The organism is Halioglobus maricola (genome assembly GCF_009388985.1).
In the GTDB taxonomy this organism is placed as follows: Bacteria; Pseudomonadota; Gammaproteobacteria; order Pseudomonadales; family Halieaceae; genus Halioglobus; species Halioglobus maricola.
In genome coordinates this window covers 673,620-693,773 of sequence record NZ_CP036422.1, presented here as the reverse complement: position 1 = coordinate 693,773, position 20,154 = coordinate 673,620, and the positions used below count along the sequence as shown (strand labels likewise).

General features: G+C 59.3%; 20 protein-coding genes. 15 read left to right on the top strand and 5 right to left on the bottom strand.

Annotated elements, in window-relative coordinates:
• Positions 1-112: 112 nt before the first annotated feature.
• The 8 genes from EY643_RS03035 to EY643_RS03000 all read left to right on the top strand — a co-directional run bounded on the left by EY643_RS03035 (position 113) and on the right by EY643_RS03000 (position 8,774).
• Entirely contained in the window at positions 113-499 is a 387-nt protein-coding gene (locus tag EY643_RS03035) for a MerR family transcriptional regulator (RefSeq protein WP_152660823.1), read from the top strand.
• Positions 500-532: 33 nt separating this feature from the next.
• On the top strand, positions 533-1,702 hold the full coding sequence (locus EY643_RS03030; protein WP_152660822.1) for an isovaleryl-CoA dehydrogenase: 1,170 nt from the start codon (positions 533-535) through the stop codon (positions 1,700-1,702).
• A 15-nt stretch (positions 1,703-1,717) separates the two neighbouring features.
• Positions 1,718-3,325 carry a carboxyl transferase domain-containing protein gene (locus EY643_RS03025; protein ID WP_152660821.1) on the top strand — a complete coding sequence of 536 codons (1,608 nt, stop codon included), beginning with the start codon at positions 1,718-1,720 and terminating at the stop codon, positions 3,323-3,325.
• Positions 3,326-3,408: 83 nt separating this feature from the next.
• Positions 3,409-5,403 carry an acetyl/propionyl/methylcrotonyl-CoA carboxylase subunit alpha gene (locus tag EY643_RS03020; protein WP_152660820.1) on the top strand — a complete coding sequence of 665 codons (1,995 nt, stop codon included), beginning with the start codon at positions 3,409-3,411 and terminating at the stop codon, positions 5,401-5,403.
• Positions 5,404-5,406: 3 nt separating this feature from the next.
• A complete protein-coding gene (locus EY643_RS03015; RefSeq protein WP_152660819.1) occupies positions 5,407-6,306 on the top strand; it encodes a hydroxymethylglutaryl-CoA lyase in 900 nt (299 codons plus the stop codon).
• A 15-nt stretch (positions 6,307-6,321) separates the two neighbouring features.
• A complete protein-coding gene (locus tag EY643_RS03010) occupies positions 6,322-6,669 on the top strand; it encodes a hypothetical protein (protein WP_152660818.1) in 348 nt (115 codons plus the stop codon).
• A gap of 4 nt (positions 6,670-6,673) precedes the next feature.
• Positions 6,674-8,233: a cation:proton antiporter family protein gene (locus EY643_RS03005; protein WP_152660817.1), complete on the top strand. Its 1,560-nt coding sequence runs from the start codon at positions 6,674-6,676 to the stop codon at positions 8,231-8,233.
• A 7-nt stretch (positions 8,234-8,240) separates the two neighbouring features.
• Positions 8,241-8,774, top strand: coding sequence for a YaeQ family protein (locus EY643_RS03000; RefSeq protein WP_152660816.1), 534 nt, complete (start codon positions 8,241-8,243; stop codon positions 8,772-8,774).
• Positions 8,775-8,782: 8 nt separating this feature from the next.
• Here EY643_RS03000 and EY643_RS02995 read toward each other — a convergent pair whose 3' ends face one another.
• Positions 8,783-10,012, bottom strand: coding sequence for a sterol desaturase family protein (locus EY643_RS02995; RefSeq protein ID WP_152660815.1), 1,230 nt, complete (start codon positions 10,010-10,012; stop codon positions 8,783-8,785).
• A gap of 121 nt (positions 10,013-10,133) precedes the next feature.
• On the opposite strand from EY643_RS02995, the gene EY643_RS02990 reads away from it, so the two are divergent.
• Together EY643_RS02990 and EY643_RS02985 are read left to right on the top strand one after the other, a co-directional pair.
• On the top strand, positions 10,134-11,546 hold the full coding sequence (locus EY643_RS02990) for a DNA-3-methyladenine glycosylase 2 family protein (RefSeq protein WP_152660814.1): 1,413 nt from the start codon (positions 10,134-10,136) through the stop codon (positions 11,544-11,546).
• The gene (locus tag EY643_RS02985) at positions 11,543-12,028 is read left to right on the top strand and encodes a methylated-DNA--[protein]-cysteine S-methyltransferase (protein WP_152660813.1); all 486 of its coding nucleotides are present in this window, start codon (positions 11,543-11,545) and stop codon (positions 12,026-12,028) included. The genes EY643_RS02990 and EY643_RS02985 overlap by 4 nt, the downstream gene beginning before the upstream one ends.
• On the opposite strand, the gene EY643_RS02980 is transcribed toward EY643_RS02985, so the two are convergent.
• The 3 genes from EY643_RS02980 to cysQ form a co-directional block, all read right to left on the bottom strand.
• Entirely contained in the window at positions 12,020-12,922 is a 903-nt protein-coding gene (locus EY643_RS02980; RefSeq protein WP_152660812.1) for an MBL fold metallo-hydrolase, read from the bottom strand. The two genes, EY643_RS02985 and EY643_RS02980, sit on opposite strands and share 9 nt — an antisense overlap.
• A 24-nt stretch (positions 12,923-12,946) precedes the next feature.
• On the bottom strand, positions 12,947-13,198 hold the full coding sequence (locus tag EY643_RS02975; RefSeq protein ID WP_152660811.1) for a YdcH family protein: 252 nt from the start codon (positions 13,196-13,198) through the stop codon (positions 12,947-12,949).
• Between the two features lie 92 nt (positions 13,199-13,290).
• Positions 13,291-14,118 carry a 3'(2'),5'-bisphosphate nucleotidase CysQ gene (gene cysQ / locus EY643_RS02970; protein WP_152660810.1) on the bottom strand — a complete coding sequence of 276 codons (828 nt, stop codon included), beginning with the start codon at positions 14,116-14,118 and terminating at the stop codon, positions 13,291-13,293.
• 69 nt (positions 14,119-14,187) lie between these two features.
• Here cysQ and yrfG point away from each other — a divergent pair, with 69 nt between their 5' ends.
• Both yrfG and EY643_RS02960 read left to right on the top strand, forming a co-directional pair.
• Positions 14,188-14,850 carry a GMP/IMP nucleotidase gene (gene yrfG / locus EY643_RS02965; RefSeq protein WP_152660809.1) on the top strand — a complete coding sequence of 221 codons (663 nt, stop codon included), beginning with the start codon at positions 14,188-14,190 and terminating at the stop codon, positions 14,848-14,850.
• A 30-nt stretch (positions 14,851-14,880) separates the two neighbouring features.
• The gene (locus EY643_RS02960; protein ID WP_152660808.1) at positions 14,881-15,276 is read left to right on the top strand and encodes an RNA-binding S4 domain-containing protein; all 396 of its coding nucleotides are present in this window, start codon (positions 14,881-14,883) and stop codon (positions 15,274-15,276) included.
• On the opposite strand, the gene EY643_RS02955 is transcribed toward EY643_RS02960, so the two are convergent.
• A complete protein-coding gene (locus tag EY643_RS02955) occupies positions 15,273-16,505 on the bottom strand; it encodes a GGDEF domain-containing protein (RefSeq protein ID WP_152660807.1) in 1,233 nt (410 codons plus the stop codon). The genes EY643_RS02960 and EY643_RS02955 overlap by 4 nt on opposite strands.
• A gap of 151 nt (positions 16,506-16,656) precedes the next feature.
• Between EY643_RS02955 and EY643_RS02950 the strand changes: the two genes are divergently transcribed.
• The 3 genes from EY643_RS02950 to EY643_RS02940 are packed head-to-tail and all read left to right on the top strand — an operon-like array spanning position 16,657 to position 20,150.
• The gene (locus tag EY643_RS02950; RefSeq protein WP_152660806.1) at positions 16,657-17,379 is read left to right on the top strand and encodes an SGNH/GDSL hydrolase family protein; all 723 of its coding nucleotides are present in this window, start codon (positions 16,657-16,659) and stop codon (positions 17,377-17,379) included.
• A 44-nt stretch (positions 17,380-17,423) separates the two neighbouring features.
• Positions 17,424-19,373, top strand: a complete 1,950-nt coding sequence (gene dxs, locus EY643_RS02945; protein ID WP_152660805.1) for a 1-deoxy-D-xylulose-5-phosphate synthase — start codon at positions 17,424-17,426, stop codon at positions 19,371-19,373.
• Positions 19,374-19,388: 15 nt separating this feature from the next.
• Entirely contained in the window at positions 19,389-20,150 is a 762-nt protein-coding gene (locus EY643_RS02940) for a class I SAM-dependent methyltransferase (RefSeq protein WP_152660804.1), read from the top strand.
• Positions 20,151-20,154 lie beyond the last annotated feature (4 nt).

The following is a 20,154-nucleotide window of genomic DNA, read 5'->3' as shown; positions in this document are numbered from 1 at the left end:
ATAGCAGAGCCACGTTCGCTGCCACACACTCACAAGACTGATATTACGTTTACGTTAACGTAAACCTGTGCTACATTTCACCTCCACACTCCCATTCCTGCGGGCGAGCTGCGTGACTGAACACACAAGCTACACAATCTCCGAGCTGGCAAAAGAGTTCGGAGTCACCCCCCGAACCATTCGCTTCTACGAAGAGAAGGGCCTGGTGACGCCCGCCCGGGAAGGCCAGAAACGCCTTTACTCACCGGCCGACAGGGTGCGCATCAAACTTATCCTCCGCGGCAAGCGCATAGGCATGACCCTCGACGAATCCGTCGAGGTGATCGACATGTACGACCCCGGGCACAACAACACCGAGCAACTACAATCTCTTATCACCACTGTGAGAGACAGGCGCGCACGCTTTGAACAGCAAAAGCGCGATATCGACGACATTCTCAGCAGTCTGAACGAGGTAGAGAGCCTCTGCGAACAAGCACTCCAGGCCGCTGAAAACTAATCCCCACAACGCCCCAAATTCCAGGACACACACATGAACACAAGCTACCCAACCCTCAACTTCGGCCTCGGCGAAGAAATCGACATGCTGCGGGACGCTGTCTACCAGATGAGTCAAAAAGAAATCGCGCCTCGCGCGGAGGCCATCGACAAGAACAACGAATTCCCAATGGACCTGTGGCGCAAATTCGGCGACATGGGCCTGCTCGGCGTGACCGTGGAGGAAGAGTACGGCGGCTCTGCCATGGGCTATCTTGCGCATTCGATCATCATGGAAGAAATTAGCCGCGCCTCCGCCTCCGTCGGCCTGTCTTACGGCGCCATGTCCAACCTGTGTCTGAACCAGCTGAGCAAACACGGCACTGCTGAGCAGAAGGAGAAGTACCTGCCCAAGCTGTGCTCCGGGGAGCACGTGGGGGCGCTGGCAATGTCTGAGCCCGACGCAGGGTCCGACGTGGTCAGCATGCGCCTCCACGCTCGCAAAGAAGGCGACAAGTACATCCTCAATGGCGCCAAGATGTGGATCACCAATGGCCCCGACGCCAACACTTATATCATCTACGCCAAGACGGATCCGGAAGGCGGTTCGAGAGGCATCACCGCCTTCATCGTAGAGCGCGATCTACCGGGTTTCTCCCGCTCGCCAAAACTGGACAAGCTGGGCATGCGCGGGTCCAACACCTGCGAGCTGGTATTCGAGGACTGCGAGGTTCCCGCCGAGAATGTGCTGCGCAATGAAGGCGACGGTGTAAAAATCCTGATGTCCGGCCTCGACTACGAACGCACCGTACTGTCCGGGGGCCCCGTGGGCATCATGCAAGCTTGCATCGACGTCACTCTGCCCTACCTGCATGACCGCAAGCAGTTCGGCCAGAGCATCGGTGAATTCCAGCTCATGCAGGGCAAGCTTGCGGACATGTACGCGGATATGAACGCCTGTCGCTCCTATCTCTATGCCGTGGCCGCCGCCTGTGATCGCGGCGAGGAAACTCGTCAGGACTGCGCCGCCGTCATCCTGTACACCGCCGAAAAAGCAACCCAGATGGCTCTGCAATGCATCCAGGCGCTAGGCGGCATCGGCTATACCAATGACGCCCCCGCAGGCCGCCTGTTACGCGATGCCAAGCTCTATGAGATTGGCGCGGGCACCTCCGAAATCCGGCGCATGCTGATCGGCCGCGAACTCTTTAACGCTACCAAGTAACGAACGGAGCACCCCATGAACGTGCTGCAATCACGCATCAATACCCGCGACGCGGCCTTCGCCGCCAACCGTGACGCCATGCAGGCCCAGGTGGACGACCTGCGCCAGCTGGTGGACAAAATTCGCCAGGGCGGCGGCGCCAAATCGCAGGAGCGCCATATATCGCGCGGCAAGCTGCTGCCTCGCGATCGTCTCCACGCCCTCCTCGATCCAGGTTCGCCCTTCCTCGAGCTTTCTCAATTGGCCGCCCACGGGGTGTACGAACACGAGGTACCCGCCGCGGGCATCATCACCGGCATCGGCCGGGTGGCGGGCCAGGAATGTATGATCTTCGTCAACGACGCCACGGTAAAAGGCGGCACCTATTACCCGCTCACCGTGAAGAAGCAGGGCCGTGCCCAAACCATCGCGGCAGAGAACAACCTGCCCTGTATCTACCTGGTGGATTCAGGCGGCGCATTCCTGCCGCTGCAAGACGAGGTCTTTCCAGACAAGGATCACTTCGGCCACGCGTTCTATAACCAGGCCCGTATGTCTGCCCGGGGCATACCCCAGATCGCCGCAGTACTGGGTTCCTGCACTGCCGGCGGTGCTTACCTGCCCGCCATGGCTGACGAATCAATCATCGTCAAGGAACAGGGCACGATTTTCCTTGGTGGCCCACCCCTCGTAAAAGCCGCCACGGGCGAAATCGTGACTGCAGAAGAGCTTGGTGGCGCCGATGTGCACTGCCGCACTTCCGGTGTTACCGACCACTACGCCAACAACGACCACCACGCCCTGGAGCTCGTGCGCCGCAGCATGGGCCGCCTGAATCGGGTGAAGTCGGTCAACGTCGACGTGCGCGAAAGTGTCGAGCCCGCCTATCCGGTAGAAGACATTTACGGTGTTATTCCAGCCGACGCGAAGCAACCCTTCGATGTGCGCGAGGTGATTGCGCGAACCGTCGACGGTTCAGAGTTTGACGAATTCAAAGCGCTGTTTGGCGAAACGCTGGTGTGCGGCTTCGCCCGTATTCACGGCTACCCAGTTGGCATCATCGCCAACAACGGCATCCTGTTCGCTGAGTCGGCGGTGAAAGGCGCGCACTTCGTCGAGCTGTGCGCCCAGCGAAAAATTCCCCTCGTGTTCCTGCAAAACATCACCGGCTTTATGGTGGGCAAGCAGTATGAGCACGGCGGCATCGCTCGCCATGGAGCCAAGATGGTTCACGCCGTTGCCTGTGCCAATGTACCCAAATTCACTGTCATCATTGGCGGCTCTTTTGGCGCAGGGAACTACGCGATGTGCGGCCGCGCCTATGAACCGCGCTTCATGTATATGTGGCCCAATGCCCGCATATCGGTGATGGGCGGCGAACAGGCCGCTGGCGTACTTGCCACTGTAAAGCAGGAGCAACTGGCGCGCGACGGCAAGTCGATGACGCCGGAAGAGGAAGCTGAATTCAAACGGCCCACACTCGAGCTCTACGAACAACAGGGCCACCCCTACTACGCCTCGGCCCGGCTCTGGGACGACGGCGTGATCGACCCTGCCGACACTCGCATGGTGCTCGGCCTGTCGATCTCAGCGGCGCTCAATGCCCCGGTGGAAGAATCACAATTCGGCGTGTTCCGGATGTAAGGAAAGACCCATGGAAACCGTAACTACAAACACCGACGGGCTCAGTATTGCCACGCACCAGCTGGATTGCCGGAGAGTAAGCCATGTTCAATAAAATTCTCATTGCCAATCGAGGCGAGATTGCGTGCAGGGTCATCAAGACAGCCCGGGAGATGGGTATTGCCACAGTGGCCGTGTACTCCGATGCCGACCGAGATGCGCTGCATGTCGCCATGGCTGACGAGGCCATTCACATTGGCCCACCCCCTGCCCGCGAATCCTATTTACTGGCCGAGCGCATCCTCGAGGCAGCCGTCACCACCCACGCAGATGCCATTCACCCCGGTTATGGCTTTTTGTCGGAAAACGCTGCCTTTGCCCAGGCCTGCTCCGATGCCGGCGTGGTGTTCATTGGCCCACCTCCCGGTGCTATTGAAGCCATGGGATCCAAATCAGCGGCCAAGCGCATCATGGGAGATGCCGGCGTACCACTGGTGCCGGGCTACCACGGTGACGACCAGGACCCTGCGGTCCTCAAGCAGTCAGCCGATGACATGGGCTACCCGGTGCTGCTGAAAGCTACCGCTGGCGGTGGCGGCAAAGGTATGCGTCAGGTCTGGGCCCCCGAAGAATTCGACGAGGCGCTGGCCGCGGCAAAGCGCGAGTCCATGGCAGGTTTCGGCGACGACAATATGCTGGTGGAGAAATACCTCACCAAACCACGCCACGTGGAGCTGCAGGTGTTCTGCGACAACCACGGCAACGGCGTTTATCTGGCCGAGCGCGACTGTTCGGTGCAGCGGCGCCACCAGAAGGTGATTGAGGAGGCGCCGGCTCCCGGCATGGCCGAAGCCCTGCGCCAGCAAATGGGAGACGCCGCAGTCACAGCGGCTCGCGCCATCGACTATCGCGGCGCGGGCACGGTTGAATTCCTGCTGGACGAAGACGGCAGCTTCTATTTTATGGAGATGAATACGCGTCTGCAGGTTGAGCACCCCGTCACCGAAATGATCACAGGCCAGGATCTGGTGCGCTGGCAGTTGCTCGTCGCCAGTGGCTCGCCCCTACCGCTGAGCCAGGGCGAAGTCCGCATCAATGGCCACGCCTTCGAAGCCCGCGTATACGCTGAGGATCCGGACAACGATTTCCTCCCGGCCACCGGCACCCTCGGCTTTCTGCAGCCACCTGAGGAATCGCGCCACGTGCGTGTGGATACCGGCGTGCGCCAGGGCGATGACATCAGCGTCTACTACGACCCGATGATCGCCAAGCTGATTGTATGGGATGAAAACCGCGAGCGAGCCCTGCAGCGGCTCGCCACCGCGCTGGCCGAATATCGCATCGGCGGCACAGTAACCAACCTGGACTTTCTTTACAATCTCAGCACGTCTAAACCCTTTGTAGATGCCGAGCTGGACACGAGTTTCATCGAGCGCCACAACGACCTTATCTTTCATGAGCGCCATCAGGACCTGGCGCAAGAATTGCCACTCGCCGCTCTGGCGTTGCTGCTGGACAAGCAGAACCGAGCCGCAGCCCCCGCAGCGGGCGACCCCTCTTCGCCCTGGAATGACAGCAGCGGCTGGCGCATGAACGAACCTCATGTCCACCGCCTGACGCTACACTGCCACCAGGCGGAACACGCCGTTGAAATAGAACAGCGCGGCGAGCTCTATCTTGTAAGCGCAGCGGGCACACAAACCCGCCTGCAGGGCACCCTGAATGGCGAACAGTTGCTAATCGATCGCGAGGGCCACCGCCTGCGCGGCACCTTCGCCCGCACCCACGACGGCTTCACGCTATACATGAATGACGGCGCATGTCACTTCCAGGAGGTGCTGCCCGATACCGGTGAGGACGATAGCGGCGGCAGCGGTGGCGGCCTCAACGCCCCGATGAACGGCACCATCGTCGAGCTACTGGCAGCGCCCGGTGCAACCGTGAAAGCCGATGAAGCCCTGCTGGTAATGGAAGCCATGAAAATGGAGCACACCATACGGGCACCTGCCGACGGGGTGGTAGACAGCTTCTACTACCAGCCAGGTGACCTTGTCGATGGCGGCGCCGAGCTGCTCGCATTCACAGCACAGGAGGAATAGCGGATGGACGTTCCAGCGCGTGTCAGAATTGTCGAGGTAGGCCCCAGGGACGGCCTGCAAAACGAGTCGGGGAGTATTTCTCTGGACACCAAGCTGGCACTGCTGGATGACCTCGCAGAGGCAGGCCTGAAAACCCTTGAAGCCGGCAGTTTCGTCAACCCGAAATGGGTGCCGCAAATGGCGGACAGTGAACAGGTGTTCGCCCAACTGCAGCGGCGCGAGGGCGTGCGCTATACCGCGCTCACCCCCAATATCAAGGGCTTCGAACGCGCACTGGAGGCGGGCGCCGATGAAGTTGCGGTGTTTGGTGCTGCGTCTGAATCCTTCTCCCAGAAGAACATCAATTGCAGCATTGCCGAGAGCCTGGGCAAATTCGAAGACGTCATGGCCGAAGCTCGCCGCCATAACATCCCTGTACGCGGGTACGTCTCCTGCGTTCTCGGCTGTCCCTATGAGGGCGATATAACCCCCGAAGCCGTCGCCGAAGTCACCGCCACCCTGCTGGACATGGGCTGCTATGAAGTTTCACTCGGTGACACCATCGGCACTGGCACCGCCGGCAGCACAGCGCGCTTGCTGGAAACCTTGCTGCAAAAATTCCGCGCTGAGCAACTTGCTGTGCACTGCCACGACACCTATGGCCAGGCGCTTGCCAATATCCTGATCGCGCTGCAACACGGTATCGCCACCGTCGACGCCTCCGTGGCAGGCCTCGGTGGATGCCCCTACGCGCGTGGCGCCTCCGGCAATGTCGCCACCGAGGATGTGGTCTATATGCTCAACGGTATGGGCATCGCCACCGGGATAGACCTGGAGCGCTTGATGACGGCAGGCAATCGGATCTCTGCGGCACTCGGTCGAGCCACAGGTTCACGCACAGCACGCGCTCTACAGGCAGGATGATGGTACATTGCGCCCATGTCCTCTCACCGCGCCTCCAAACTCCGGGCAATTGCCGCCACACTCGTGTGTACCAGTGGCGTTGCCCACCTCGCCTCGCTATGGTTCCGGCCACTGACTGAGGAAGCAGTAGCGTCGATTTTTATCGGTGCGACTTACCTTATCGTAGGCATAGGCTTGTTCGGCCAGTCCCGTTTTACCCTGTTTGTAGCGACCGCACTCTGTGCTGCCAGCACCGCCATCGCCTTGCGGCCGCTACCCGCGCCACTGACAACTATCACCGAAGTCGCTGTCGCGGCAGACGCCACGGCAATGCTATGCTGCATTGCCGTGCTAATCCTGCGTTGGAAACAAACCCCAGGCTGACCTCATGCTCGACCCCCTGATCATTCTCATCGCACTGTGTTGTGGCTTGCTGGCACGTATCGCTGGCCTTCCGGCGCTGATCGGCTACCTGGCCGCCGGTTTCTTCCTGCATGAGACAGACATCATAGCCGGAGAACTGCTGCAACAACTCGCTGATCTGGGAGTGACACTGCTACTGTTCACGATCGGCCTCAAACTGTCACCGAAAGAACTGCTACAGACCCGCGTGTGGGGTACAACTCTGATCCATATGCAACTGACACAGTTGTTCTTCATGGCCGTGCTATGGATCTACGACACGCTGGTACCCGGCCTCAGCATGAGCTTTACCGAGATTCTGGTTATCGCTTTTGGACTGACTTTTTCCAGTACCGTATTTGTCATCCAGGTGATGCAGGAAAAGGGCGAAATGGCCTCGCGTCACGCCAACCAGGCTATCGGTATTCTGTTGATCCAGGATCTGGCCGCGGTGCTGTTTCTCTCCGCAACCAAAGGCACCTGGCCCGAACCACTGGCTCTGTTGCTCCCGGGACTCTGGTTGCTGCGCGCACCCGTACTGCGCATGCTTACACACGCTGGCCACGGCGAGCTCTTCACTCTGGCGGGCATGGGACTGGCGCTGGGGGGCGCTGCCCTGTTTGAAGCTGTGGGCCTGAAAGGTGACCTGGGCGCACTTGTGATTGGCGTACTGCTGTCAGGCTCACAGAAAGGCAAAGAGCTGGGCCGCAACCTGATGAACCTGAAGGACCTGTTCCTGGTTGGCTTTTTCCTGACCATCGGGCTGGGAGGCTGGCCACAACAGGAAACCCTGTGGCTGGCAGTTATCCTCGGCGTCCTGGCCATGGTCAAAGTACCGCTCTATTTCCACTTGATGGCCTGGTTGCATACGGCGCCACGCACTTCCCTGCTCGCCGCCTGCGCCATGGGCAACTTCAGTGAGTTCGGCCTGGTCGTCGTGGCCGTGGCCGCCAAGGCAGGCTGGCTAGACGCGCAGTGGGCCAGTGTCATTTCCCTGGCCATTGCCATCAGCTTCATTCTCTCCTCACCGCTCAATCGCCGCGCCCACGAGCTCTATCGCAAATACCATCATCACTGGCGCAAATTTGAATCCGTTCGTCTGCGCAGTATCAGGCCAGCGACCGGCGGCACCCGCGTGATCGTACTGGGCATGGGCAACATCGGCACCGGCGCGTATGACAACATCGCCGAACAACACGGCGAATCCGTGCTAGGGGTGGATCTCAACGACGAAAAATTGGCCGAGCATGCCCGCAAGCATCGAAGAGTTGTCACGGCAGACGCTTCCGATCCGGACTTCTGGCACGAGGTCAACCTGGACGAGGTCACGCTGGTATTGCTCGCGCTGACCAACCATCCAGAGAATATGCTGGTGGCCGACCTGCTCAGTGACCTAGGCTATGGGGGGCAGGTCGCTGCGGTCGTTCGCTTCAAGGAAGAGGGAGAGGAGCTCGAGCAGCACGGTATTTCAGCCTACAACCTATACGCCCAGGCCGGCGCCGGTTTTGCCGAGCACGCCGTGGCACAACTCGATTCATCCAACTGAGACGAAGATGGCGCTAAAACCTACGATATACAAAGCCCAGATAGAGCTGGCCGATAGCGACCGGAACTGCTTCGACAGCCTCAACCTGACACTGGCGCAACATCCCTCAGAAACATTGGAACGCATGGCCGTAAGGCTGTTGGCCTATTGCCTCAACGCTGAGCGCGGGCTGGAGTTCACCAAGGGGCTATCCACTGCCGACGAACCCGATCTGTGGCGACATTCCGACGGTGGCGAGCTGGAACAATGGATAGAAGTAGGCCAGCCTGAGGAGCCACGGCTGCGCAAGGCTTGTGGCCGTGCGGGCGCTGTCCACGTGATAGCTTTCGGCAAAAGTGCTGACACCTGGTGGAATCTCCATGGCGAAAGTATCGCCGCCCTGCCCCGAACCAGCGTGTGGCAGATCGGCTGGGAAGAGGCCCAGGCCCTCGCGGGCCTGATGGATAGAACAATGCAGTTGAATGTAAGCGTTGTGGGTGGGGTGGTGTATATCGACAATGGCGCGGGCTCCATCAGCGTGGAGCCAAAACAACTGCACTAAAATCTGGACTAGGCCACCGGGTGGCCCGCGACGTCAGGCGCGCGCCGGCTCATAAGCCACAGCAGCGCAAAATTGACTGCACCATACAGGCCCGCAGCAACAACAAACTCGGCCGAGGCGCCAAGCCATACCATCGCCAGCGCGAGTGCTACCAGGCGCAGCCACTCCCACTTAAGCACCTTTTCCTGCGCGCGTGCTTCAAGCCAAAACGTGGTTGTCGTGGTAGTCGCCAACAGAAATGCCCAGCCAGCAACACCCTGCCAATAGCTGAGCTCGCCCGCCAGCATGTAGCCGAGTAGCGCGACCATAGCCAACAATTGGAAAAACCCATACCAGCTGAAGAGAGCGGGCACTTCAGGGTCGTACTTTTCGAACGTCGACAGATCGTTCTTATTGCGAGGATAGCGCTCAGCCACATCGGCGGGCTGCCAACCGGTCCGCGCGACCCAAACGTGCAGCTTGTCGCGCCAGCTCTGCGCGCGCCAGCTGTCCTTGGCCATATCGATATAGATATGCGTCAGCGCATGCAAGGGATTGAAACTGCGCAGCGGCCCGCGGATGCCAAAAATCACCGGCTCCTCATCCAGTTCTTCTTGAAACGTACCGAACATACGGTCCCACAAAATAAAGATCCCGGCGTAGTTGCGATCGAGATAAACATCGTTCTGGGCATGGTGCACCCGGTGATTGGATGGGGTGACAAAAATGTATTCATACCAGCCGAGTTTGCCAACGTGCTCAGTATGTACCCAGAATTGGTAAAGCAGATTAATCGCCCCAACGGTAACAACAACCTCCGCGGGTATACCCAGCGCAAACATCGGGATGTAGAACAACCAGCCCAACAGGAAACCGGTGCTGGTCTGGCGCAGCGCGGTGGTCAGATTGTATTCCTCGCTCTGGTGGTGGGCCACGTGCGCTGCCCAGAGAATAGTGCGTTCATGGCCCATGCGATGAAGCCAGTAGTAGCAGAAATCGTAGAGCACGAGCGCCAGTACCCACGTCCAGGCACTGTTGGCATCCATCAGCGGCAATGACGCATACTCGGTCGTGAGGTGATAGACATAGCCACCAATGCCAAGGGTTACAAATGCGCGCGCCTGGCTGAGCACACCCAGAAACAGGCTGCTTACGCTGTCATTCAGGCGATAGGTATTGCGCCCCTTGAGCAGTCCCCAACCCAGCTCCAACAACATGGCCAGAACAAAAAAGGGAATTGCAGCTTCAATCAACCCCACTCGACACCTCACTCAAATTAACTGAGCGCTGAGTCTAATACGCCAAGGCCCTGGATGCAGCACCTAATAGAGGGCCGATTCTGGCTAGTGTCGATCCGCTTCCGGCGCTATATTCAGGGTCATGGAACTACTGAGCGCCAACTCGCTGGATCAGCAAACCTGCCGCCGTGCCCGGCTCGCCCGGGATCCGCGCTTCGACGGCGAGTTTTTTCTCGCGGTTCGCACCACTGGAATATACTGCCGCCCCATTTGCCCGGCGAGACCGCCCGCAGAAAAAAACGTCAGCTACTACCGCCTTGCGAGCCAGGCCGCCGATGCGGGCTACCGCCCCTGCCTGCGCTGCCGGCCCGAGTCGGCTCCCGGCAGCCCCGCCTGGGAGGGCACCACAACTACCGTTGATCGGGCTTTAAACCTGATTCGCGAGGGCGCGCTGGACCACGGTAGCCTGGCGGACCTGGCAGGCCGCCTGGGTATTGGGGAGCGCTATCTACGCAAACTGTTTGAGCAGGAGCTGGGAGTATCACCTCAGGCGGTGGCCTTCAATCAGCGCCTGCTGTTCGCCAAGAAACTCCTCGCTGAAACTGATATGGCGATCACCGAGATCGCATTCGCCTCAGGCTTTGGCAGTGTGCGGCGCTTCAATAGCGCCTTGCAGGAGCATTTCCGGCTCACCCCCACCCAACTGCGCGGCAGAGGCAAACGCGGCAGTGCCGACGGGACAATTACCTTGCAGCTGCAGTACCGCCCGCCCTACGACTGGCACGGGGTGATCGACTTCTTCGCTCACCACGAAATCACTGCCATCGAGCACGTAAGTGCCAATTCCTTTCGCCGGCATTTTCTCTCATGTGGTAAACCCGCCTGGCTGGAAGTTCGGCCGGTAAAGAACCGGCCCGCATTGGCATTGACTGTGGACCTGCCCGACCATCGAGAGTTGCGCTCCCTGGTCCAGCGCGTGCGGCGTATGTTCGACCTCGATGCCAACCCGGATATCATCCAGCAGAGCCTCGGCACGAGCACTGAATTGCAGCCGCTGCTCGCGCAAAGCCCCGGCAGTCGCTCACCCGGCCACTGGTCGCTTTTTGAAGCCTCGGTGCGTGCAATCGTCGGCCAGCAGGTCAGCACCGTCGCTGCACGCAGTATCTGCAGCCGATTCGCCTCTGCATGCAGCACCGGCGAGCAACCCACATTCCCCACCGCGGCCGGACTGGCCGCGCTTGAAGACAGCGAATTCCCCATGCCCGGGCGGCGCCGGGAGACATTGCAAGCCCTGTGCACGGCGTTCAGCGGCAGGGAAGATCAGCTCACGCTCACTGATCTCGCGAGTTTTAAAGGAGTAGGCCCGTGGACCGTTGCCATGGCAGCGATCCGCGGCGCCGGCGAACCGGATGTATTCCCGCTCGGTGATCTCGGTCTGGTAAAAGCCTGGGAGGCACTGGGCGGGGAGAAAAATGCGCTAAAAACAGATTGCGAGCAGTGGAGCCCATGGCGCTCCTACGCTGCCAACCTGCTGTGGAGGAGCCTCAGCCAATGAACTACCAGTATATGGAAACCCCAATCGGACAAATGCGGCTCGTTTCCAACGGCAGCCACATCACGGCGATCGAATGGCCCGGCCACCACGGTGATAGCACCTGTCAGCAGGCGCAGACCGACCCCGCGCTGGCGCAGTGTAAGCAGCAGTTGCAAGAGTATTTCCGCGGCGAGCGGCGCGAATTCGACCTGCCGTTGGCCCCGGGCGGCACCGACTTCCAGAACGCAGTCTGGGGCGCATTGGCCCGCATACCGTTCGGTGAATTACGCAGCTATCGGGATATCGCAGAAGCGCTGGGGAAACCCACAGCCATGCGCGCGGTGGGCGCGGCCAATGGCCGCAATCCGATTCCTATCGTGGTGCCATGCCACCGGGTGATCGGCAGTGATGGTTCTCTCACCGGATTCGCCGGTGGGCTGGAAGCCAAGAGAACCCTGCTGGAGCTGGAGGGCGCTCTTAGCGGTCATCAGGCGCTAATCTAGGCTGCCGGCAATAAAACTGATGAACTTGGCCTCGTCGATAAAGCCGGTGCCCCAGCTGTCCCACTCGTCACCCAGCCCCTCCTCGGTGATTCGTTCAATAGGCATGCCCTCTTCCAGCTTGGCCACCACCAGACTGGAGGTGGTCACCAGCATATTGTGGTAGCGCTCCAACCCTGCCTTGTCGGTCAGGGTGCCGTGGCCCGGGACAACAATTGTGTCATCGTCGATACGTATCAACACAGCTTCAATATTGGCGATCAGGCCAAACGCATTGCCGCCTGAGCCAATGTCGACGAACGGAAACCGATCGAAGAAAAACGTGTCGCCCATATGCACGACGTTTTCAGCGGCGAAAAAAAGGATGCTGTCGCCGTCGGTATGGCCGGTGGGAAAGTGCTCAACCTGGATATCGTCGCCGTTAAAGTGCAGGGCGATGGAATCGCCGTACGTGACCACCGGCAGAGCAGGCTTGGGGCTCGGCTCTATCACCCGGCCCAGGGCTTTCATATCCTGACGGGTACTCATGCGAGAACGAATATTCTGGTGGGCAATGATTACGCTACCGCGCTCGCCAAAGAAATTGTTGCCCCCGGTGTGATCGAAGTGCCAGTGAGTATTCAGAAGAAACTTCGGCGCAGCGTCAGACCCGGTCAGCTCTGCCACCGCGGCCTGGTGAGCGGGCGCATAGTTGGCATAGTCAGAGTCGACAATCAGTGCACCGTCTTCACCCACCGAGGCGACGATATTTCCGCCGCGACCCTGTAACAGATAAAGCGGGCCGGCAATCGGCGTCACTTTAACTTCGACTTCAGGGGCAGCTTCCTGCGCCAGCGAATGGGTGGATGCCAATGCAGCCAGAGACAGGCCGGCCAGGGCGTGCAGTAAAGGTTTCATTCGGAACTCCAGGGTTGTGATGCCTCAGGCATTGAGATCGGGGATCATCTCGTCCTTGAGGTGTTCAATCTGGTCCTTGAGACGCAGCTTTTCTTTTTTGAGACGCTGCAACAGGACCTGGTTTTGGTAGGGGTAAGCATACATTTCGTGGATGCGGTTATCCAAGGCCCGGTGCTTGCCCTGCAATTCCATCAAGCGCATCGCGGGTGTCATCACCTCGTTTGCTGCTTCCGGGTTGTCAGCGCCATTCGGGCCGATATGGGTGGGGTCACTCATGAATACACAGTACCGCGACTATCCTCGATCAGAGTGCAAGACTATACCCACAGGGAATGACTGTACAAGTATTGTTCGCTTCAGATTCACTTTCAGGTCTCCCGCAGCAGCTGTTGCCACAGGGGATGGCCGCTTTCCGCTATCGCCAGGAAGGGCTCGCTGAGCAATGTGTCCCGGGCGTTGTACCGCAGCGGTTTGCCATCCAGACCCAGTACCGATCCACCCGCAGCCTCAAGCAGGGCGTGACCTGCAGCGGTATCCCACTCGCTGCAGGGCGCGTAGCGCGGGTAGAAATCGCCCCGGCCCTCGGCGAGGTGACAGAACTTCAGGGCGCTGCCGCTGTTGTCCCGCTCCAACTCGCCCCAGTTCTGCTCAAGCCATTCCAGACAGGTGGCGAGCCGCGGGCCTTTGTGCCGGCGGCTGGCAAGAACGCGCATGGGCTCACCGCTCGCCAGCGCTCGCGTGGCTATGTCTGCAACGGCGTCACCCGGGCCATAACGCCGTGCCATTTCACCGGGAATGCCCACGTAGCACTGATCTTCCAGCGGCAAGTAGACAACGCCCAGCACGGGCTTGCCCGCCCGAATCAGGGCGATGTTGATCGTGAACTCGCCGGTCCGGCCGAGAAACTCCTTGGTACCGTCGAGCGGATCTACCAGCCAGAGCTCACCCCACTCCCGACGTCGGGCCACCGCATCAGTGGGCGATTCCTCAGACAGTATCGGGATGTTCGGTGTGAGCCTCTCCAAGCCCGCCTCAATACAGTGGTGGGAGGCGATGTCCGCGCGTGTCAGGGGGGAGTCGTCGCCCTTGGCCTCGTATTCGTCGGCACCCGGGGCGTGGTAGTAGTCAGTGATCAGTTGCCCTGCCTCGCGGCAGAGCTCAAGCAAGGAAGGCACGAAGGCCGCTAGATTCAGCATGCAGACGATTGTACCACTACCGTGCATTGAGCTCTTGTGACGCGCCGGCCCTGCCGTGATAATCACCCCATGATTAACTGGCACGAAATAGACACCGTCCTGCTGGACATGGACGGCACCTTGCTGGACCTGCATTTCGACAATTATTTCTGGATGCAATACGTACCTCAGGCCTATGCGCGGGAACACCAGCTCAGTGAACAAGAGTCCAGCGAGCGCCTGCATGCCCAGTTCCAGCAGAACCAGAGCTCGCTCGATTGGTACTCAATAGACTACTGGTCGGAGAAGCTGCAACTGGATATCGCTGCGCTCAAGCGAGAGATCCAGCATATGGTGGCGATGAGGCCCTATGTGGAAGAATTCCTTACCCGGCTGCATGAATCTCACCGGGACGTGGTCATGGTGACCAATGCCCACCGCAAAACGCTCGATATCAAGATGGACCACGTGGATATCACGGGCTGGTTCGACCGGATCGTCGTTTCCCACGAGTTGGACGCACCCAAGGAAGAACAGGCATTTTGGCACCGGCTCCAGGCGCTGCACCCCTTTGACCCGGAGCGCACACTGTTTATCGATGACACAGAACGTGTGCTGGAGTCCGCGCACAACTACGGTATCGCCCACTTGCTCACCCTGCTGCAACCCGACAGCAAGCGCCAGAAACGCATCGACACCCGCTTCCCCGGCATCCACCATTTCGACGAGATCATGCCCGAGGTGCAGCCATGAGCGAGAAACAGCCATGAGCCGGAGAATGCCATGAGCGACTTCGTCAGCGAAAAACTACGCCTGGACAAATGGCTCTGGGCAGCGCGATTCTTCAAAACCCGCAGCCTGGCCAAAGCCGCCATCGAGGGTGGCAAAGTACATTTCGGAGGCCAGCGAGTAAAAGTCTCGCGTGAGATACAGGTTGGCGATGAATTGCAGATCCGCCAGGGATGGGACGAGAAGGTCGTGGTAGTGCAGGCTTTATCAAGCCAGCGCAGAGGCGCATCCGAGGCTCAGCAACTATATAGTGAGACGCCAGGAAGCGTGAAACGCAGAGAAGATGCCGCCGCTGCCAGAAAAGCGGCAGGTGGCATGATCGATCGCCCGGCCAGCCGCCCCACCAAGAAGCAACGCCGGCAGATTCATCGGTTCAAAGAATCGAATTAAGCTTCGGCCGCGAGCGGCGCGCTGAGGCTCTCTTCTACTACGATCGCGTTGCGGCCAGAAGCCTTGGCCTTATACAGCGCCTTGTCTGCCATTTTAATCAGGTCCGCCGGCATGAGCTCCGTGTCCGGTTCCACCGTGGCAATGCCCTGGCTCACGGTTATCGAGGGAGAGACGTCCGACTCGCCGTGAGGTATCGCCGCTTCAGCGATGAAATCCTTCAACCGCTCGGCAATGCGCATCGCAGACGGAGACGAAGACCCCGGCAGCACCAGGATGAACTCCTCACCCCCATAACGGCCGACCACTTCGCCCGCCCGGCTCGTGGCGTTCTGCATGATGTCTGCCAGGCGCTGCAGCACCTCGTCGCCCGCGGGGTGACCATAGGTGTCGTTATAAGCTTTGAAATAATCCACATCGAGAAGAATCACTGAAAGCGGTGTCGCTGTGCGCCGGGCACGATTGATTTCAGCTTTGAGGGCCGTATTCACCATGCGGCGATTACCCAGCCCGGTAAGCTCGTCGATATTGGCAAGATCTGTCAGCTGGCGCCGCGCATCGCGCAGCTGCCGGTTACGATCTCGCAACGACCCGGCCATATCCCCCAGCTCCCGCGCCATGGTCTCGCGCTCCCAGTTCAGCGCCAGCATATTGCGGAACGTACGATGCACCCTGTCGCAGATGACTACCAATACGGCGGTAAAGGCCAGCAACACCAGGCCGATCAGCAGGTTGTAGGGCTGTTGCCAATAATGCACCAGGCTCCACCACGCAATAGGCCATAAAGCGCCGATCAGGAAGGCAATAAAGTACTCGCGAATAATGACCGAGAAGCCTACCGATATCGCCGTGATCATGACGATCAACAGCAGAAAGGTGTACTGCATGGTGATGGGCACACGCGTCGCCGCGAAGATATACGCAGAGGCCCACACCAGGCCGGTAGCGGCAGAGCCGAGAATCAGCTTCCAGTAAACCGATTTTGGGTGGGTGCGATAGGAGTGGTTAACCAGCGCGTTGCTCATTTGCAAAGAGCGCAGCAACAGCAAGATAAGAAACGCCGCGCCCCAGAGCATGATGCTGGTGAAATCCACGAAGGGCCAGAAAATGGCCATGCTCGCCACCATTCCCACCGTATTGGCAACCACAGTCCCGAGCTGCCCATTTTGCATGAGCATCTCCAGTTGGGCAGAAAAAAGCTCTTCCCGCGGAATGTGGCGTTGGTAGATCATGGGCAAATCCTACACTCTGCAGCGATTTATCATACTCCGGCCAGGGAAAGCTGCGAACCAGGTCACAACCCAAACGGGTCAATTATTGCTCAATGACGTGAATTACGCGAAACTTGAGCCTAACTTACTGAATTTGGTCATAAAGTAACCCATGTTCTCCTGGCAGGCCATACGTATCACCTGCATGATCTTGCTGGCAATACCGCTCGTTCATCTGGTGGTACTCATGTCATCCGACGTTGCCGCTACGCTGAACAACGAGCCGACGGTATGGGCGGATGAGATCGAGGACTACCGCCAGCAGGACATGGCGGGCAAACTACCCGAAAAGCCGATCGTTGTGGTGGGCGGCATGCGCGCCAAACTATGGGAGGGCCTACCCGCCCTTCTCTCACCCAAGCCGGTACTCATGCGCGGGATTGGCGACGCGATCGTTGAGGATATCGTCTACAACTACGACGACCTGATCGGTTACTACCAACCGGAAACCGTCATCTTTCTGCCCAGCGTTACCGAATTTCATATTCGCGACAACAAATCTGCGGAAGACCTCGCTGAGGGCATTGCGGAGCTGGTGACAGCCGACGAACTTGTGCACATTACCCAACACTTTTACATCATCAGCCCCATCAAGACGCTGCTCCACCCAAGTGATCACGAGAAAATCAACGAAACCATGGAGCTACTGGGCGAGTGGGTCCAAAGACATCCGCATGTCACCCTCCTCGATGCCAACCGACTGCTGCAGGATGCCAGAGGCAACCCTGAAGCCGCTTATTTTCGCTCTGACGGCTCGAATCTCAACGAGCACGGCTACCTCAGGCTTTCGACGCTTATCCAAAACGAGATCGCCACCACAACCCTGCAACCCTGATCACGATCCTGACTGCAGCACGCGAATTGGGGTAGAATTGACGGATGTTTTCCGAAATCCCCCTCACTCGGCCCACGACCCCCTTGCTGACTGCCATTGATGGCGGCCGGCCGGCCAGTGAGCTCAATAGCGACGAACTCGAACAACTCGCCATGGAGTTGCGCGCCTACCTGTTGTACAGCGTGGGCCAGTCCGGCGGACACTTCGGCGCGGGCCTGGGTGTCGTAGAGCTGACCATCGCCCTGCACCACGTATTCAACACCCCCGAAGACCGCATTGTTTGGGATGTAGGCCACCAGACCTATCCGCACAAAATTCTCACCGGCCGCATGCAGCAAATGAACAGCATGCGCCACGCCGGTGGACTGTCGGGCTTCCCCAAGCGCAGCGAGAGCGACTACGACACCTTCGGCGTGGGTCATTCGTCCACCAGTATCTCCGCCGCAATGGGCATGGCACTGGCCGCGCGCCAGCAAGGGACCAATCGCAAAGTAATTGCCGTCATTGGCGACGGCGCCATCACCGGAGGCATGGCGTTTGAGGCTCTGGCGCACGCCGGCCACGAGCGCCCCAACATGCTGGTCATTCTCAACGACAACCAGATGTCCATTGGCCACAACACCGGCGGGCTGGCGAACTATTTCGCCAAGATCTGGGCCACCAAGACCTATCTCGGCATGCGCGAGCGATCCAAGCGCTTCCTGGAGCGATTCAGCTTCCTGTGGGACTGGGCCAAGCGAACCGAGGAACACATGAAGGGCATGGTGGCACCGTCCACTCTGTTTGAGGAGCTCGGCTTCCACTATATAGGCCCTTTGGATGGCCACGACCTGCCCGGCCTGGTCAAAGCTCTTGAGAATATGAAAGACCTGGAGGGGCCACAGTTCCTCCACATCCGCACCGTCAAAGGCAAAGGCTTCACGCCCGCCGAGGAAGACCCTGTGGGCTACCACGCCCTGAACAAGGTCGAGGCCAAGCCCAAAGGGCCGCAGCCCGCCGCACCTTCCACGCCGAAGAAGCCCAAATACCAGGACGTCTTTGGCCAGTGGCTGTGTGATATGGCAGAACAGGACAACCGTCTGGTCGGCATCACACCGGCCATGTGTGAAGGGTCGGGCATGGTTGATTTTGCCGCACGCTTCCCCAAGCGCTACTACGACGTCGCGATCGCCGAACAGCACGCAGTGACGCTCGCTGCCGGCATGGCCTGCGACGGTGTCAAACCCGTGGTCGCCATCTACTCGACCTTCCTCCAGCGTGGCTACGATCAGCTGATTCATGATGTGGCGCTGCAGAACCTCGATGTGACCTTTGGTATAGACCGCGCCGGTCTGGTAGGCCAGGACGGGCCTACCCACCATGGCACGTTCGACCTGAGCTACCTGCGCTGCATCCCCAATATGGTGATCGGCGCACCGTCCGACGAGAACGAGTGCCGGCAAATTCTGTACACCGCGTTCCAGCATCCGGGGCCTGCAGCGGTTCGCTATCCACGTGGTACCGGGCTTGGCGCGGAGATCTCCTCGAAGATGGCGTCACTCGAAATTGGTAAATCGGTCACCCTTCTCAAGGGTTCCCGTGTGGCCATCCTCAACTTCGGCACCTTGCTGCCCGCCGCTCGCGAGGCGGCAGAGGCACTCGGCGCAACCTTGGTAGATATGCGCTGGGTTAAACCCATGGATGAGACGCGCGTGCTCGAACTGGCAGCCAACTACGAACTGCTGGTGACAGTAGAAGAGAACGCAGTTGCCGGCGGCGCCGGCGCAGGCGTTAGCGAACTACTCGCAGCTCACGGAGTGGAGACACCCGTACTCCACTGCGGGATTCCTGATGAATATATTGAGCATGGGGATCACAAAGCACAGCTAGCCGCGATCTCTCTGGATGGGGCAGGTATAACAAGCAGCATCAAACGGCGCATGACCCGCTCAGATTCCACAGGGGAGACAGCGACGGTTTCGCCAAGTCCCCCCGTGGCAAAGCCAGCTATATAGAGCGCCATCCCTCGCATGGAACGCGACTACCAGTACAATTACTCAGAGATTCGCCCTTCTGTCTTCGATACCGAGGGTCGCAACCGCAAAGCAAACACTATCGTGAGAGTTTGCCAGGACTTTCTGGGGACTGAATCATTGTCCGACCTGACCCTGCTTGACGTGGGGAGTTCCAGCGGCATCATTGACAACTATCTGGCCGATTTCTTCGGCGAGGTACACGGCATCGATATCGACGAGCCTGCGATGAAATTCGCCCGCGAGAGATTCGACAAACCCAACCTGCACTTCGCGGTGGGCGACGCAATGAAACTGGCGCAGAATGACAACAGCGTAGATGTGGTTGTGTGCTCCCATGTGTACGAGCACGTGCCCGATGCAGCGCAGATGTTCAGCGAGATCTGCAGAGTGCTGAAACCCGGCGGATTCTGCTACTTCTCCGGCAACAATCGCGTGATGCTTATGGAGCCACACTACCGGCTACCGTTCCTGTCGCTATTGCCACGGCCGCTGGCACACCTCTATATGCGTATGGCAGGCAAGGGGCGGTACTATCACGAGAAGCATCTCAGCTATCGCGACCTGAAGACACTGATGGCCGATTTTGAGCTGGAAGACTATTCCGCGCGAATCATCGAATCGCCCACTGAGTACGCCGTGGAGTACATGCTCAAACCCGGCAGTATGAAATGGCGATTGGCAAGGCTTGTCGCCCGGCACGCCAAGTGGGCGACCCCCCATATCTGGTTGCTACGCAAACCCGGCAGCGAGGCTTAATACA